A 15,425-nucleotide genomic window follows, 5' to 3' on the forward strand; every position below is an offset into this window, starting at 1 on the left:
GTACCGGCTACGTGAGAGCGGCCTCCCGGATCCGTTCGGTGACCGGGTTCGGTGACGTGTCCTTCGCGTCCGTGTCGGTGACCGAGTACACGAGGGTGCGGCTCAGGTCCTCGGTCGCGGCGACCACGGTGCTGTAGCCGTGGCGGGCGCCGCTCTTGAACCAGTGGACGGTTCCTCCGTGTTCCCAGCGCTGCAGGCCCGCGCTGTGGGTGGCACCGTCGATCCCCGCCGGGACGGTGAACATCTCCCGCAGTTGCGGTTCGGGCACGATCCGTCCGCCGAAGAGGGCCGTGACGAGACGTTCCAGGTCGGCGGTGGTCGAGATCATGTCGCCGGCCGCCCAGCGGTCGGACTGGTTCCATTCGGTGACGTCGACGAGCCGGGTCGTTCCGTCCGGCCGGGGCACCGCCTGATAGCCGCGGTGGTGCGGTCCGCGGATGCGGGGATCGGCGCCGGGGAAGTACGTGTGCCGCATCCCGGCGGGGCGCAGCACCAGCCGGGTGGCCTCGACGGCGTACGGGCGCCCGGTCACCTCCTCGATCAGCATGCCGAGGATCGTGTAGTTGACGTTCAGGTACCGCTGCTCGTCACCGGCGTCGAACTCGGGTCCCTTCGCGACGGCCGAGGCCACGACCCGCCGCGGCGTGAGCGTGTCGTAGCGGTGCGCGTACTGCTCCGCGAAGGTGTCCCCCCAGCCGTCGCCCGGCTGGATGCCGCTGGTGTGGTTCAGCAGGTTCCGCACGGTGACGGGCTTGACGAACTCCGGGCCGAGCAGGCCGGGCAGGTAACGCTCGATCGACGCGTCGAGATCGACCTCGCCCCGGGCCGCGAGCCGGAGGACGGCGGCTGCGGTCACCACCTTCGTCGTCGAACCGGCTCTGAAGCGCGCGTTCGGGTCGGCCGCCCGGCCGCTCGCCAGGTCCCGCACGCCCGAACTTCCCCGCCAGGAGCCCTCGGTGCCGCCCAGTCGGACGAGCGCGGCGGTCGCGTTCTCGTCGGGCAGCCCCTCGATCGCCTCGCACAACGCCTCGTTCGCGGGGGCGCCGACGCACACGGGGGCCGACGGGGACGGGGAGGCGAAGGCCGGTGCGGCGAGGGGGCCCACACCCAGGGCGAGGACGAGGGAGGCGGCGAGGAGGGGGGTGCGACGGCGGGCGCGCATCGGCTGCTCCAGGGGAGTTCGACGGAGGGACGTGATCATCCTCCGGCCGTACGGGCGCCTCCGGATCGTCACCGGGAAGGGCACCGGCCCCGGCGAATCCCCGAGCCGACTGCCGGGGCCGACAGAGGGGGTGTCAGGGATCGCCCCCAGGGCGGTCACCCCGCTCCAGTGCCGCCGCGAGGGACTCCAGGTGGTCGTCCACCGGTCCCAGGGTCAACAGGCCGCTGCCCGCGGCCTGTTCCCCCGCCGCGGGGAGGAGCTGGGCACGGGCGCGGAGCATCGCGGTCCGGTCGTCCACGGCGACGGCGGCCCGGGCCACCAGGCACCACAGGGCCTCGGACATGAGGTCGCGGGGTGGTGAGGGAAGGTCGCACAGGGCCGCGCGGGCCTCCTCGCGGCGGCCCTCGGCGGCCAGGAGGAGGGGGCGCACCCAGGGTTCGTAGGGGCCCCAGTCGGTGTGCCGGCCGACGGGGAGCGGTACGCCGTGCCGGACCGCCACGCTCAGCCGGGCCAGGGACGGCAGCCCGTCGCACAGGCCGGGCATGCCGGAGCCGTGGAGGTGGTCCGCGGCCCGGTCGTAGGCGGCCAGGGCGGTGGCCGGGGGAGCCGTCAGGGAGGTGCGCAGGGCCCGGTACCAGGTGGTGAAGACGGAGACCAGCGGCAGGTCGTGACGGGCGGCCAGCGCGTCGGCCGCCGCCGCGTGCCGTTCGGCGGCCGCGACGTCGGACAGGGCGCACCGGGCCTGGACGCGGACGAGGTGGCCGAGCACCTCGTACCGGGGCAGGTCGTTGCGCGCCGCCAGGGACACGATCTCCGCGCCGATCGCGTCCCGCCGGGCCGCGAGCCCCGTGCGGTGGAAGGTCTGCATGAACGTGCCGTTCAGGGCGAAGGCCAGCAGTGAGGCGTCGTCCAGCCGCCGCGCGATCTCCTCCGCCTGCCGCGCCGCCCGCGCCGGGCGAGCCGACTCGCCGGCGGCCGGCCGGTCGGTGGGGAGGGTCCCGCGCGACTCCACGGCGATCGTCGCCAGAAGGCGGCAGCGGGCGGCGTCGTGGCCGTCGGGCGGCAGCTGCCGCAGGGTGCGTTCCGCGGCACCCACCAGCCACCGGGTCTGTTCGGGGTCGTCGCAGCGGGTCCAGACCGCCGGGACGTCGTACACGCCGATGACACGTGCCGTCAGCTCCGGGTCACCGAGCTGTTCCGCGGCGGCGACGGCCGCGACCCGGTGCTGCCGCGCCGGCTCCAGCCCGCCGCCCGTGACCGCCAGGTCGCGCATCAGGTGCGCGGTCGACTCCAGCCTGGTCCGCGTCCGCGAGGCCACCGCGCTCTCGTACGCGGCGGTCGCCCGCGCCCACACCCGGTCCACGGCCGACTCCGCGTCGGCACCGGGGTCGAGACGGGCCGCCTGCCGCAGGACCTCCTCCTCCAGCCGGCGCAGCCGCGGGCCGGGGTCCACGCCCAGGTGCTCGCCGAGCATGCCGCGTGCCCGCCGCAGCACGGACAGGGCGTCGGCCTGCCGTCCGGACCGGTACAGCGCCAGCGCGAGCAGCCGCCAGGCGTCCTCCCGCCAGGGGTGTTCGGTCACGTGCGCGTCCAGGTCGGGCACCGCCTGCGCGGCCGCCCCCCGCGCGATGTGCGCCTCGGCCCGCCGCTCGACGGCGTGCAGCCGCAGCTCCGTCAGCCGGGCCCGCTCCGCGCGCAGCCAGTGCTCGTCGCCGAAGTCCGCGAAGGCCGGGCCGCGCCACCAGTCCAGCGCCTCGGTGAGCACCGCCGGCACCCGGGAGGGGTGCGCGTTTGCCGACGTGGCCACCGCCCGCTCGAAGCGCCACGCGTCGACCTCCTCGGTGGCCGCACGCAGCGCATAGCCCGGCCCCTCCGTGACCAGCAGGCGGGGCGGGGTCCGGGGCGGCCGGTCCGGTTCCAGCGCCCGGCGCAGCCCGCCGACGAACGTCCGCACCGTGCCCACGGCGTTGTCCGGGGGCTCGTCCCACAGGTCCGCCACGAGCCGGGCCACCGGCACCACCCGGCGACGGGCGACCACGAGCCGGGCCAGAACCGCGCGGTGCTTCGGCCCGCGCAGCGCGAGCGCGTCACCGGTCTCGTCCCAGGCCGTCACCGCGCCCAGCACCCCGAACGTCACCCGCACGACGCCGCCCGTCCCTCCCGACCGGTCCCACGGGCCCGGCGCAGCCGTTCATCGGTTGCTGATCCGCGCCCCGGAGGGTGGAGGGGCCGCCGCCGGCCGTCCACCGGACCCGGCCCGGCCCCGAAGCGGTCCCAGGAGAAGAGATCAGCCATGACCCGTCCCACCCGTCCCACTATTCCCGGTTTCACCTACCGGCGCGTCCCCGTGGCCGAGGGCGTCGCGCTCAACGTCGCCGTCGGCGGCTCCGGCTCCCCGGTCGTCCTGCTGCACGGCTTCCCGCAGACCCACCTGATGTGGCGGCACGTCGCCGCCGACCTCGCGGCCGACCACACCGTCATCTGCCCCGACCTGCGCGGATACGGCGACAGCGACAAACCGCGCGAGGCGGGGCCGGACACCTACTCCAAGCGGACCATGGCGCGCGACGTCGTCGCGCTGGCCCGCGCCCTCGGCCACGAGCGTTTCGCCCTCGCCGGCCACGACCGCGGCGCCCTCGTCGCCTTCCGGGCCGGACTCGACCACCCGGCCGTGATCACCCACCTGGCCTGCCTGGACGTCCTGCCCACCCTGGACATGTGGGAGGCGCTGCACGGCACCGCCGCCGCCGTCGGCTTCCACCTCTACCTGATGGCGCAACCGCCCGGTCTGCCCGAGCGGATGATCACGGCGAGCGCCGACGCCTTCTTCGCCCACTTCCTGGACCTGTGGGCCGAGGACCCCGGCGCGATCCCCGCCGGCGTCCGGGACGCCTATCTCACCGCCTGCCGCGCCGCCGTCCCGTCGATCGTGGCGGACTACCGCGCCTCCGCCGGCGTCGACGTGGAGCACGACGAAGCCGACCGCGCGGCCGGGAACCGCCTCACCATGCCCGTCCGCGTCCTCCAGCAGGACTGGGGAGCGGCCCTCGGCTACGAGGCAGCCGCCCTGTGGGGCGCCTGGGCCCCCGACCTGCGGCACTCCACGGTGTCCTGCGGCCACTTCATGGCCGAGGAGGCACCGGGGGACGTCACCGCGGCCCTGCGCGACCTCATGGCGCGCTAGGCGTGCCGTCACGGCGTGCCGGGTGCGCTGTCCCGGGGGCCGGTGCCGCGCAGCGCGCACAGGACGTCGATGCGGTTGGTGGTGATCGAGTCCACGCCCAGCGCCAGCAGGCGGCGCATGGAGCGGCGGGTGTCCGGGGTCCAGACGGAGAGCAGGTGGCCGTCGCGGTGGACGCGGTCGGCGAGGGCCCGGTCGACCAGGCTGAAGCGGTAGTTCAGCCAGCGGGGACGGATCGCCTCCAGGAGGCCGGCGCGCGGCGGGGCCAGCGTGGTCCGCGTGAGGGCGATCTCGGCGGACGGGTCCGCCGCGCGCACGGCGAGCATGGCGGGGGCGCCCGCGCAGTAGTAGACGCGGTCCTGCGCGCCGCACGCGCGCACCACGTCCACGATCCGGCGCGCGGCACGGGTGCCCGGCGCGCCGGGCAGGTCGATCATCACGCGGCTGCCCTCCGTCACCGTCAGCGCGTCGGAGAGGGTGGGCACTTTGCCGCTCGTGACGTCGCGGACCTCGTCCCACGACAGGGACAGCAGCGGGCGGTCGTGCTCCCACAGGCGCAGCAGCGTCTCGTCGTGCAGCAGCACCGGCACGCCGTCGCGGGTGAGGCGCACGTCGATCTCGACCGCGTCCGCGCCCCGGTCGAGCGCGGAACGCAGCGAGGCGAGGGTGTTCTCGCGGACGCGGTAGGGGTCGCCGCGGTGGGCCACGGCGGTCACGTTCTGCATGGCGGCCCTTCGCGGGGTGGTCAGGAGGTGAGCCAGGACGCGGTGTAGGCGTCGATCTCGGCGGACAGCCCCGCCTTGCCCGCCGGGTCCATGAAGGACGCCTCGACCGCGTTCTTCGCCAGGTCGGCCAGGCCCCGCTCGTCGAGGTCGAGCAGCCGCGCGGCGACCGCGTACTCGTTGTTGAGGTCGGTGCCGAACATCGGCGGGTCGTCGGAGTTGATCGTGACCAGGACCCCGGCCCGGACGAACTCCTTGACGGGGTGCTCGTCGAGGGTGGTGACCGCGCGGGTGGCGATGTTGGAGGTGGGACACACCTCCAGCGCGATGCGCCGCTCGGCCAGGTGCCGGAGCAGCTCGGGGTCCCGGGCGGAGCTGGTGCCGTGCCCGATCCGCTCGGCCCGCAGGTCGTTCAGCGCGTCCCACACCGTCTGGGGGCCGGTGGTCTCGCCTGCGTGCGGCACGGAGTGCAGTCCGGCGGCGATCGCGCGGTCGAAGTACGGCTTGAACTGCGGGCGGGGGACGCCGGCCTCGGGACCGCCGAGGCCGAAGGAGACCAGGCCCTCGGGGCGCAGCCGGTCGTCGGTGGCGAGCCGCGTGGTCTCCTCGGCGGACTCCAGTCCGGCCTCGCCGGGGATGTCGAAGCACCAGCGCAGCACGGTCCCGAACTCGCTCTCGGCCGACTTGCGCGCGTCCTCGATCGCGTCCATGAAGGCGCGCTCGTCGATCCCGCGGCGGGTGGAGGAGAAGGGAGTGATGGTCAGCTCGGCGTACCGCACCTGCTGCCGGGCCAGCTCGCGGGCCACCTCGTAGGTCAGCAGACGGACGTCTTCGGGGGTGCGGATCAGGTCGACGACGGACAGGTACACCTCGATGAAGTGGGCGAAGTCCGTGAAGGTGAAGTAGTCGGCCAGGGCCTCGGGGTCGGTGGGGACCTTGGAGTCGGGGTGGCGGGCGGCCAGCTCCGAGACGATGCGGGGGGAGGCGGAGCCGACGTGGTGCACGTGCAGTTCGGCCTTGGGCAGTCCGGCGATGAAGGCGCGCAGGTCGCGGCTCCGGCCGGCGGTGGCTGCGTCGAGGCGGTCGGTCAATGTTCCTCCCCGGAACGGCGTCCTGGGCCGGCGCGCGGCGGGACGCGGATGATCGGCTGATCGGTGAACCGGGGATCATCGTAGGCCGGGCGCGCGCGGTGGTGGACCGCGCCGTAGCATGACGGGACGTTCGACTGAGGGGGTCCAGCGCATGTCCGACGACGCGCAGACGCCGGGAGCGCGGGAGGGCGCGGAGCCCGCCGGGACCGCGGGAGGCGGTACGCCGGCCGGAGACCCGCAGGTCCGCGGTGTGTGGCCGGCACCGGCCGGCGGGGCCGAGGACGCGGTGCCGCAGGACGGTCCGCTGGTGGACCTGGGCACGCCGGACGCGCCGGCGACGGCGGGCACCCCCGACCCCTGGGCGCCCCCGCTCCACGGCGCACCGGCCTCCGGCCGGGGAGCCGGCGGAGCCGGTGGTCCCGGTCCCGGTGGCCCGGGGGAGACCCTCGCGGCCGACGGTCCCCTGCCCTGGTCCTCCCCCTCCGCCGCTTCCTCCCCTTCCGTTCACGACCAGCAGACGGTCACCTCGTTCCCCGCGATGGGCACGCCCGTCCCGCCCGCCGCCCACGGTGGTCCGGCCAGCCCCTTCGCGCCCCCGGCCGCGGGCGAGCCGGTCCCGCCGCCGCCCATCGCCCCCGACGGGCCCGGCCGGGTCCCGTACGGCTACCCGGGCGGGTACGGTCACCCGGCCGCGCAGCCGCCCGGGTACGGCGGCGCCCCGGGCCAGACCCCCTACGGCTGGACCGGCATGGCGCCGATGCCGAGCAACGGGCCGGGCGTGGCCGGACTGGTGCTGGGGATCATCTCGGCCGTCGTGTTCTGCCTGTGGCCGGTGGCCATCCTGCTCGGTCTCCTGGGTGTGATCTTCGGCGCGGTCGGCCGGGGCAAGGCCGTCCGCGGCGAGGCCACGAACCCGGGCCAGGCCCTGGCCGGGATCATCTGCGGAGCGGTCGGCACGGCCCTGGGCATCGGCTTCGGCGTGCTCGTCCTCACCACATCCCTCTGAATCCCCTGACCGGCCGGGACGTCCCTCCGGCGGGCGCGCCCCCTCTAGCCGGTGCCCCCGCCGGCCCGGAGCCGTGCCCGTGCCTCCATCAGCGCGAACCCCAGCAGGTTCGGACCCCGCCACCGCTCCGGGTCCGCCGCCCCCTCGTCGTCCGCCGCGAGGCCGATGCCCCACACCCGGTCCACCGGGCTCGCCTCGACCAGCACCCTCTCGCCCGTGTTCAGCAGGAAGTCCCGCAGGTCCGCGTGCGCCGCGAACTTGTGGACGCTGCCCTCCACGACGATCCGGAACCGCTCCCGTCGCCATGTCGCCTCGTCGAAGCCCCGCACCAGCCGCCCCGCCTTCTTCGCCGACGCGGGATGGTCCGCGGCCAGCACCTGCCGCTCCGCCTCGGCGTCCGCGAACAGCCGGGCCTTGGCCGCCATCATCCAGTGCTCGGCGGTCGCGTACCGAACGCCGTCCACCGTGAACGGCGACGGCCACCACTGGCTCAGACAGCTCGCCCCGATCCGGCCGTCGGGCCGCGGCCGGTGCCCCCAGAAGTGCAGGTATTTGACTCTCTCCCCGGCCCGCAGCGCCTCGATCAGCGCCTCCCTGGACCCGACCGCCCCCGTCGCCCCGCTCGTCGCCGCCCCCGTGATCCCTTCCATGCACGCGAGTCTGGCACGCACCACTGACACCTCGTCCTGCCTTTTCCGTGGCCACTCGACACTTGGTCGACAGATTCCGTCGCGTAACCAAATGGCAACAACGGAATCACTTGTTGGAGTCCTGCGCCTCTGTCAGGATCGGCACTCAAATCGAGCTGGAGCCACGCCGCCCCCTCGGGGACACGGAGGAGAGCGACATGCACAACCCGGGCAACGCCACCCCGGAACGATTCCCCGCCCAGGACCGCTTCGCGGACGGGGCGCAGTTCATCGCGGGCCGCGTGACGAAGGGAACCTCGGGCCGTGCCCACACGGTCGTCGACCCGGCCACCGGCGAAGGCGTCCACACCTACGAACTCGCCGGCACCGACGACGTGGACGCGGCCGTCGCCGCGGCCCGTGAGGCGTTCCCGGCCTGGGCGGGTGCCACCCCGGGCGAGCGTTCCGACGCCCTGTACCGGTTCGCCGCCGTCGTCGCCGAGCGCGCCGAGGACTTCGCGCGGGCCGAGTCCCTGCAGTGCGGCAAACCGCTGAAGCTGAGCCGGGAGTTCGACGTGCCGGGCACGGTCGACAACATCGCCTTCTTCGCCGGCGCGGCCCGCCACCTGACGGGCCAGTCGGCCGGTGAGTACTCCGGCGACCACACCTCCTACGTCCGCCGTGAGCCCATCGGCGTCGTCGGCTCCGTCGCGCCCTGGAACTACCCCCTCCAGATGGCCGCCTGGAAGATCCTCCCGGCGATCGCCGCGGGCAACACCGTCGTCCTCAAGCCCGCCGAACTCACCCCGCTGACCTCGCTCCTCTTCGCCCGGGCCGCCACCGACGCCGGCCTCCCGGACGGGGTGGTCAACATCGTCACCGGCACCGGCAGGGAGGCGGGTGAGCACCTGGTCGGCCATCCCGACGTGGCCATGACCTCCTTCACCGGATCCACCGCGGTCGGCAGGCGCGTCGCCGAGATCGCCACCGCCACCGTCAAGCGCCTGCACCTGGAGCTCGGCGGCAAGGCGCCCTTCGTCGTCTTCGACGACGCCGATCTCGACGCCGCCGTCAACGGCGCGGTCGCGGGCGCGCTGATCAACACCGGGCAGGACTGCACGGCCGCCACGCGCGCGTACGTGCAGCGTCCGCTCTACGAGGCGTTCGTCGAGCGCACGGCCGCCCTGATGGAGACGGTGCGGCTCGGCGACCCCTTCGCCCCCGGCACCGACCTCGGCCCGCTGATCTCCCACGCCCAGCGCGACCGGGTGGCCGGATTCGTCGACCGGGCACGTGCCTACGCGCGCGTGGTGACCGGCGGCGAGGCCCCGCGGGGCGAGCTCGCGAACGGCGCGTACTACCGCCCCACCCTCATCGCCGACGCCCCGCAGGACAGCGAGGTCGTGCAGTCCGAGATCTTCGGGCCGGTGCTGGTCGTCCTGCCCTTCGACACCGACGACGAGGGCCTCGCGCTGGCCAACGACACCCCGTACGGGCTCGCCGCCTCCGCCTGGAGCCGGGACGTGTACCGCACGGGCCGCGCCACGCGCGAGATCAAGGCGGGGTGCGTGTGGATCAACGACCACATCCCGATCATCAGCGAGATGCCGCACGGCGGCTACCGGGCGTCCGGCTTCGGCAAGGACATGTCCACGTACTCGTTCGAGGAGTACACCCAGATCAAGCACGTCATGTTCGACAACACCGCGGTGGTCCGCAAGGACTGGCACCGCACCGTCTTCGGGGACCGATAGCAGCCAGGCCGCCCGACCCGCGGCCATCCTCCCGAAAGGGCACCACGCGCATGGAGCAGTACGAGCCCGACCGCCTCTCCCCGGCCCAGGTGGCCGCCATGCGGCGCAGTTTCCGCACCGGCCGGGCGGCCCTGACCCGCCGTTCCCTGCTGCGTGCCTCCGCGGGCGGCGCGCTCGCGGCCGGCGGACTCGGGACGCTGAGCGCCTGCGGCATCCCCGCGGCCGGCAACACCCAGGGCGGCGTCTCGGCAGAGGACCACTCCGAGAAGGAGAAGACCGTCAACTTCTCCAACTGGACCGAGTACATGGACGTCGACGACAGCGGACGCAGGCACCCCACGCTGGAGGCGTTCACGAAACGGACCGGCATCAAGGTCAAGTACACCGAGGACATCAACGACAACACCGAGTTCTTCGGCAAGATCAAGCCGCAGCTCGCCGCCGGCCAGGACACCGGCCGCGACATCGTCGTCCTCACCGACTGGCTGGCCGCCCGCCTGATCCGCCTCGGCTGGGTGCAGAAGCTGGACCCCGCCAACCTCCCGAACGCCTTCACCAACCTGTCCGCCCAGTTCCGCAACCCCGACTGGGACCCGGGCCGCGCCTACTCCTATCCCTGGCAGGGCATCTCCACCGTCATCGCCTACAACAAGAAGGCGCTCGACGGCGTCGAGGTGAAGACCCTCTCCGACCTGCTGGACGACCCGAAGCTCAAGGGCCGTGTCGGTCTGCTCACCGAGATGCGCGACACCGTCGGCATGACCCTGCTCGACATGGACAAGGACCCGGCGAAGTTCTCCGCCGACGACTACGACGCGGCGATAGCCCGGCTGCAGAAGGCCGTCGACAGGGGACAGGTCCGCCGCTTCACCGGCAACGACTACACCGCCGACCTCACCAAGGGCGACTTCGCCGCCTGCCTGGCCTGGGCCGGTGACGTCGTCCAGCTCAAGGCGGACAACCCGGACATCGAGTTCCTGATCCCCGACAGCGGCTACATGACGTCCACCGACGCCATGCTGATCCCCAACAAGGCCCGGCACAAGACGAACGCCGAGCGGCTGATCGACTACTACTTCGAGCCGCGGCCGGCCGCCCGGCTCGCCGCCTACATCAACTTCGTCTGCCCCGTCGACGGAGTGAAGGACGAGCTCGCGAAGATCGACCAGGACGCGGCGAACAACCCGCTGATCCTCCCCGACAAGGCCATGCAGGCCAAGTCCCGTGCCTTCCGCTCCCTGAGCTCCAAGGAAGAAACGGTGTTCGAAGAGAAGTTCGCGAAGCTCACTGGGGCGTGACGAGATGAAGACGACGAAAGACACCACCACGGCCGGCAACGGCGGCGGGGACGTCCGCCTCACCGGCATCAGCAAGACCTACGGCTCCTTCACCGCCGTACATCCCCTCGACCTCACCGTGCCGCAGGGCTCCTTCTTCGCCCTGCTCGGCGCGTCCGGCTGCGGCAAGACCACCACCCTGCGGATGATCGCCGGCCTGGAGGAGCCCACGTCCGGCACCGTCCACCTCGGCGACCAGGACGTCACCGCCCTCCCGCCGTACAAGCGGCCGGTGAACACGGTCTTCCAGTCCTACGCCCTCTTCCCGCACCTCGACATCTTCGAGAACGTCGCCTTCGGTCTGCGCCGGCGTGGCATCAAGAGCGTGAAGAAGCAGGTCGAGGAGATGCTGGAGCTGGTCCAGCTCGGCGAGCAGGCCCGCAAGAAACCGCACCAGCTCTCCGGCGGCCAGCAGCAGCGCGTCGCGGTGGCCCGCGCGCTCATCAACCACCCCAGGGTGCTGCTGCTCGACGAGCCGCTCGGCGCCCTCGACCTGAAGCTGCGCCGCCAGATGCAGCTGGAGCTCAAGCGGATCCAGACCGAGGTCGGCATCACCTTCGTGCACGTCACGCACGACCAGGAGGAGGCCATGACCATGGCCGACACGGTCGCCGTGATGAACGCGGGCCGGGTCGAACAGCTCGGCTCGCCCGCCGACCTGTACGAGAACCCGCGCACCACCTTCGTCGCCAACTTCCTCGGCACCTCCAACTTCATCGAGGCCGAGGTCGACTCGGCATCCGGCGACGAGATCGTGCTGAAGGCCGGCGGCGGCAAGCTCGTCCTGCCCCGGGCCCGCACCAGCGCGCCCACGGCGACCGGCGGCAAGGTCCTGGTCGGCGTGCGCCCGGAGAAGATCTCGCTCACCCACGCCGACGACGCCGGCGGGATCCCCGAGGGCCGCAACCGGATCACCGGCCGGATCGCCGACTCCAGCTTCATCGGCGTCTCCACGCAGTTCGTCGTCGACAGCCCGGTCTGCTCCGACTTCGAGGTGTACGTCCAGAACATCGACCGCGACGCCCGGCTGGTGCCCGGTGCCGAGGTCGTCCTGCACTGGAACCCGGCGCACACCTTCGGCCTCGACGCCGCGCAGGACATCGACGCGGGCGTGGAAACCGTCGAGGAAGAGGTCGCCTGATGGCCGCGGTCACCGAGGCGCCACCCCTGGCGCCCGCCCCGGAGACGAAACCGCCGCGCAGGCCGCGCAGGCGGGGCCGCTGGACGCCGTACCTCCTCCTGCTGCCCGGCCTGCTGTGGCTGCTCGTCTTCTTCGCGCTGCCGGTGATCTACCAGGCCTCCACGTCCGTGCAGACGGGCTCCCTGGAGGAGGGCTACCGGGTCACCTGGCACTTCGCGACCTACTGGGACGCGCTGTCCGAGTACTGGCCGCAGTTCGTCCGCTCGGTGCTCTACGCGGCCTCCGCGACCGTGCTGTGCCTGCTGCTCGGTTACCCGCTGGCGTATCTGATCGCGTTCCGCGCGGGACGCTGGCGGAACCTGATCATGATCCTGGTGATCGCGCCGTTCTTCACCAGCTTCCTGATCCGCACGCTCGCCTGGAAGACGATCCTCGCCGACGGCGGCCCGGTGGTCGGCGTCCTGGACGCCCTCCACGTCCTGGACGTCACCAGCTGGCTCGGCTGGACCGCCGGCGACCGGGTGCTCGCCACTCCGCTCGCGGTCGTCTGCGGTCTGACGTACAACTTCCTGCCGTTCATGATCCTGCCGCTCTACACCTCGCTGGAGCGCATCGACCCCCGTCTGCACGAGGCGGCGAACGACCTGTACGCCAGGCCGTCGACCACCTTCCGCAAGGTCACCCTCCCGCTGTCGATGCCCGGCGTGGTCTCCGGCACGCTGCTGACGTTCATCCCCGCCACCGGCGACTACGTCAACGCGGACCTGCTCGGCTCCACCGACACCCGCATGGTCGGCAACGTGATCCAGTCGCAGTTCCTGCGGATCCTCGACTATCCGACGGCCGCGGCGCTCTCGTTCATCCTGATGGCCGCGATCCTCTTCATGGTCACCTTCTACATCCGCAAGTCCGGCACGGAGGATCTGGTTTAAATGACCTTCGTCAACTGGCTCAAGCGCCATTTCGTCGTCGTCGCAGGACTGCTGACCCTCGCGTACCTCCTCCTGCCGAACGTCATCGTCACCGTGTTCTCCTTCAACAATCCGAAGGGGCGGTTCAATTACACGTGGCAGGAATTCTCCACGGAGGCGTGGAAGGATCCCTGCGGCGTCTCGGGGCTGTGCGCCTCCCTGTCGCTCAGCCTCCACATCGCGCTGTGGGCGACGCTCGGCGCCACCCTGCTCGGCACGATGATCGCCTTCGCGCTGGTCCGCTACCGCTTCCGCGCCCGCGGCGCCGTGAACTCGCTGATCTTCCTGCCGATGGCGATGCCCGAGGTGGTCATGGCGGCCTCGCTGCTCACCCTGTTCCTCAACATGGGCGCTCAGCTGGGCTTCTGGACGGTCCTGATCGCCCACATCATGTTCTGCCTCAGCTTCGTCGTGGTCGCCGTCAAGGCGCGCGTGATGTCGATGGACCCGCGACTGGAGCAGGCCGCGCAGGACCTGTACGCCGGTCCGTTCCAGACGTTCGTCCGGGTCACGCTGCCGATCGCGGCCCCCGGCATCGCGGCGGGCGCGCTGCTCGCCTTCGCGCTCTCCTTCGACGATTTCATCATCACCAACTTCAACGCCGGCTCGACCGTCACCTTCCCGATGTTCGTCTGGGGATCCGCGCAGCGCGGAACGCCCGTGCAGATCAACGTCATCGGTACGGCCATGTTCGTCGTCGCCGTCCTGCTGGTGCTGGTCTCGATGATCGTCGGGAACCGGCGCAGGCGGCAGAAGGCCCTGTAGAAGAAACCGCAGTCCCCCGTAGGGAGTTGAAATCATGGCCCCGAGCGCCATGAGCCGCTGGACGAAATCCCTTTCCGAAGCCCGGCCGGTGTCCTACTGGCTGGACGATCCCGGCAGGCCCGCGCCCGAGCCCGCCCTCACCGGCACCGAGACCTGCGACCTGCTGGTCGTCGGCGGCGGCTACAGCGGGCTGTGGACCGCGCTGCTCGCCAAGGAACGCGACCCCGGGCGGGACGTGATGCTGGTGGAGGGCCGCGAGGTGGGCTGGGCCGCCTCGGGCCGCAACGGCGGGTTCTGCGCCGCCTCCCTCACCCACGGCCTGCCCAACGGACTCACCCGCTGGCCGGACGAGATCCACAAGCTGGAGGAACTGGGCGCCCGCAACCTCGACGCCATCGAGGAGACGGTCGCCCGCCACTCCATCGACTGCGACTTCGAACGCACCGGTGAGATCGACGTCGCCACCGAGGACCACCAGGCCCGGGAACTGCGCGACCGGTACGAGGAGATCGAGCGCGCGGGCCTCGCCGAGGGCATCGAGTTCCTGGACGCCGAAGCGGTACGGGAACAGGTGAACTCCCCGACCTTCCGGGCGGGTCTGTGGGACAGACGGGGCGTGGCGATGCTCCACCCGGCCAGGCTCGCCTGGGGCCTGAAGCGGGCCTGCCGGGAACTCGGCGTCCGGATCCACGAGCACACCCCCGCCCTCACCCTGAAGCGGTACGGCGCCGGCATGGCCGTCCGCACCCCCTACGGGCGGATCCGCGCCCGCACGGTGGCCCTCGGCACCAACGTCTTCCCCAACCTGGTCAGACGGGTCCGCCCCTACACCGTCCCGGTCTACGACTACGCCCTGATGACCGAGCCGCTCACCGCCGGCCAGCTCGCGTCGATCGGCTGGAGGAACCGCCAGGGCCTCGGGGACAGCGCCAACCAGTTCCACTACTTCCGGCTCTCCGCCGACCACCGCATCCTGTGGGGCGGCTACGACGCGATCTACCCGTACGGCGGCCGGGTGCGCGCCGAGTACGACGACCGGCCGGAGACCTACGCCAAACTCGCCGGGCACTTCTTCACCTGCTTCCCGCAGCTGGAGGGCGTGCGCTTCACCCACGCCTGGGGCGGCGCGATCGACACCTGCTCCCGCTTCTCGGCGTTCTTCGGCACGGCACACGCGGGGAAGGTGGCGTACGCGGCGGGCTACACGGGGCTCGGCGTGGGCGCCACCCGCTTCGGTGCCGAGGTGATGCTGGACCTGCTGGCGGGGGAGCGGACCGAGCGCACGGAGCTGGAGATGGTGCGCAGGAAGCCGCTGCCGTTCCCGCCCGAGCCGTTCGCGTGGACCGGCATCGCGCTCACCAAGTGGTCACTGGCCCGGGCGGACGCACAGGGCGGGCGCCGCAACCTGTGGCTGCGGACGATGGACCGGCTGGGGCTGGGCTTCGACAGCTGAGGCGACAGCGGCTGATGCGGCAGTCGGCGGCAGAGGTCTTGACAACCCGATTGGTCTGGACCAAGTTGGGCGCGCTCCACCCTCCTCATCTCCCCCGTGTCCGGAGGCACTCGTGGAACGCTCCAGACCTCTCGCCCGCCGGCCCTTCGTCGCGCTGCTCACCGCCACGGCCCTCGCCGCGACCGGTACGACCGCGCTCTCGTCGGCCGCCCG

Annotated in this window: 13 protein-coding genes; 8 read left to right on the plus strand and 5 right to left on the minus strand. The window is 72.5% G+C overall.

What is annotated here, in order from left to right:
* Positions 1–7 precede the first annotated feature (7 nt).
* Both RIM90_RS16805 and RIM90_RS16810 read right to left on the minus strand, forming a co-directional pair.
* Positions 8–1,162: a serine hydrolase domain-containing protein gene (locus RIM90_RS16805; RefSeq protein ID WP_309061532.1), complete on the minus strand. Its 1,155-nt coding sequence runs from the start codon at positions 1,160–1,162 to the stop codon at positions 8–10.
* Between the two features lie 133 nt (positions 1,163–1,295).
* Entirely contained in the window at positions 1,296–3,305 is a 2,010-nt protein-coding gene (locus RIM90_RS16810; protein ID WP_309061518.1) for a BTAD domain-containing putative transcriptional regulator, read from the minus strand.
* 150 nt (positions 3,306–3,455) lie between these two features.
* On the opposite strand from RIM90_RS16810, the gene RIM90_RS16815 reads away from it, so the two are divergent.
* Entirely contained in the window at positions 3,456–4,346 is an 891-nt protein-coding gene (locus tag RIM90_RS16815) for an alpha/beta hydrolase (protein ID WP_309061519.1), read from the plus strand.
* A gap of 8 nt (positions 4,347–4,354) precedes the next feature.
* Here RIM90_RS16815 and RIM90_RS16820 read toward each other — a convergent pair whose 3' ends face one another.
* Both RIM90_RS16820 and RIM90_RS16825 read right to left on the minus strand, forming a co-directional pair.
* The gene (locus RIM90_RS16820) at positions 4,355–5,068 is read right to left on the minus strand and encodes a glycerophosphodiester phosphodiesterase (protein ID WP_309061520.1); all 714 of its coding nucleotides are present in this window, start codon (positions 5,066–5,068) and stop codon (positions 4,355–4,357) included.
* Positions 5,069–5,088: 20 nt separating this feature from the next.
* On the minus strand, positions 5,089–6,156 hold the full coding sequence (locus tag RIM90_RS16825) for an adenosine deaminase (RefSeq protein WP_309061521.1): 1,068 nt from the start codon (positions 6,154–6,156) through the stop codon (positions 5,089–5,091).
* Between the two features lie 151 nt (positions 6,157–6,307).
* Here RIM90_RS16825 and RIM90_RS16830 point away from each other — a divergent pair, with 151 nt between their 5' ends.
* Entirely contained in the window at positions 6,308–7,162 is an 855-nt protein-coding gene (locus tag RIM90_RS16830) for a DUF4190 domain-containing protein (RefSeq protein ID WP_309061522.1), read from the plus strand.
* Between the two features lie 44 nt (positions 7,163–7,206).
* On the opposite strand, the gene RIM90_RS16835 is transcribed toward RIM90_RS16830, so the two are convergent.
* Positions 7,207–7,812, minus strand: a complete 606-nt coding sequence (locus RIM90_RS16835) for an NADAR family protein (protein ID WP_309061523.1) — start codon at positions 7,810–7,812, stop codon at positions 7,207–7,209.
* A 197-nt stretch (positions 7,813–8,009) separates the two neighbouring features.
* On the opposite strand from RIM90_RS16835, the gene RIM90_RS16840 reads away from it, so the two are divergent.
* Genes RIM90_RS16840 through RIM90_RS16865 form a run of 6 tightly spaced genes read left to right on the plus strand, consistent with a single transcriptional unit; the run spans position 8,010 to position 15,212 of the window.
* On the plus strand, positions 8,010–9,545 hold the full coding sequence (locus RIM90_RS16840; protein ID WP_309061524.1) for a gamma-aminobutyraldehyde dehydrogenase: 1,536 nt from the start codon (positions 8,010–8,012) through the stop codon (positions 9,543–9,545).
* Positions 9,546–9,595: 50 nt separating this feature from the next.
* Positions 9,596–10,843: a spermidine/putrescine ABC transporter substrate-binding protein gene (locus RIM90_RS16845; protein ID WP_309061525.1), complete on the plus strand. Its 1,248-nt coding sequence runs from the start codon at positions 9,596–9,598 to the stop codon at positions 10,841–10,843.
* A 4-nt stretch (positions 10,844–10,847) separates the two neighbouring features.
* Positions 10,848–12,023 (plus strand): ABC transporter ATP-binding protein, encoded by a 1,176-nt coding sequence (locus tag RIM90_RS16850; protein ID WP_309061526.1) that lies wholly within the window; start codon positions 10,848–10,850, stop codon positions 12,021–12,023.
* Complete coding sequence (locus tag RIM90_RS16855; RefSeq protein ID WP_309061527.1) at positions 12,023–12,955, plus strand: ABC transporter permease; 933 nt, start codon at positions 12,023–12,025, stop codon at positions 12,953–12,955. Before RIM90_RS16850 ends, RIM90_RS16855 begins: the two co-directional genes overlap by 1 nt.
* Positions 12,956–13,759 (plus strand): ABC transporter permease, encoded by an 804-nt coding sequence (locus RIM90_RS16860; protein ID WP_309061528.1) that lies wholly within the window; start codon positions 12,956–12,958, stop codon positions 13,757–13,759. It begins immediately after the preceding gene.
* 34 nt (positions 13,760–13,793) lie between these two features.
* Entirely contained in the window at positions 13,794–15,212 is a 1,419-nt protein-coding gene (locus RIM90_RS16865) for an FAD-dependent oxidoreductase (RefSeq protein ID WP_309061529.1), read from the plus strand.
* Positions 15,213–15,425 lie beyond the last annotated feature (213 nt).

The sequence above is a fragment of the Streptomyces sp. genome (genome assembly GCF_031181555.1).
GTDB classification, from domain to species: Bacteria; Actinomycetota; Actinomycetes; order Streptomycetales; family Streptomycetaceae; genus Streptomyces; species Streptomyces fimbriatus.

What these genes read in the sequence shown, in the direction of transcription:
- RIM90_RS16805 (WP_309061532.1), bottom strand. Translation starts at nt 1,162, where the DNA reads ATGCGCGCCCGCCGTCGCACCCCCCTCCTCGCCGCCTCCCTCGTCCTC.
- RIM90_RS16815 (WP_309061519.1), top strand. Translation starts at nt 3,456, where the DNA reads ATGACCCGTCCCACCCGTCCCACTATTCCCGGTTTCACCTACCGGCGC.
- RIM90_RS16820 (WP_309061520.1), bottom strand. Translation starts at nt 5,068, where the DNA reads ATGCAGAACGTGACCGCCGTGGCCCACCGCGGCGACCCCTACCGCGTC.
- RIM90_RS16830 (WP_309061522.1), top strand. Translation starts at nt 6,308, where the DNA reads ATGTCCGACGACGCGCAGACGCCGGGAGCGCGGGAGGGCGCGGAGCCC.
- RIM90_RS16835 (WP_309061523.1), bottom strand. Translation starts at nt 7,812, where the DNA reads ATGGAAGGGATCACGGGGGCGGCGACGAGCGGGGCGACGGGGGCGGTC.
- RIM90_RS16840 (WP_309061524.1), top strand. Translation starts at nt 8,010, where the DNA reads ATGCACAACCCGGGCAACGCCACCCCGGAACGATTCCCCGCCCAGGAC.
- RIM90_RS16845 (WP_309061525.1), top strand. Translation starts at nt 9,596, where the DNA reads ATGGAGCAGTACGAGCCCGACCGCCTCTCCCCGGCCCAGGTGGCCGCC.
- RIM90_RS16850 (WP_309061526.1), top strand. Translation starts at nt 10,848, where the DNA reads ATGAAGACGACGAAAGACACCACCACGGCCGGCAACGGCGGCGGGGAC.
- RIM90_RS16855 (WP_309061527.1), top strand. Translation starts at nt 12,023, where the DNA reads ATGGCCGCGGTCACCGAGGCGCCACCCCTGGCGCCCGCCCCGGAGACG.
- RIM90_RS16860 (WP_309061528.1), top strand. Translation starts at nt 12,956, where the DNA reads ATGACCTTCGTCAACTGGCTCAAGCGCCATTTCGTCGTCGTCGCAGGA.
- RIM90_RS16865 (WP_309061529.1), top strand. Translation starts at nt 13,794, where the DNA reads ATGGCCCCGAGCGCCATGAGCCGCTGGACGAAATCCCTTTCCGAAGCC.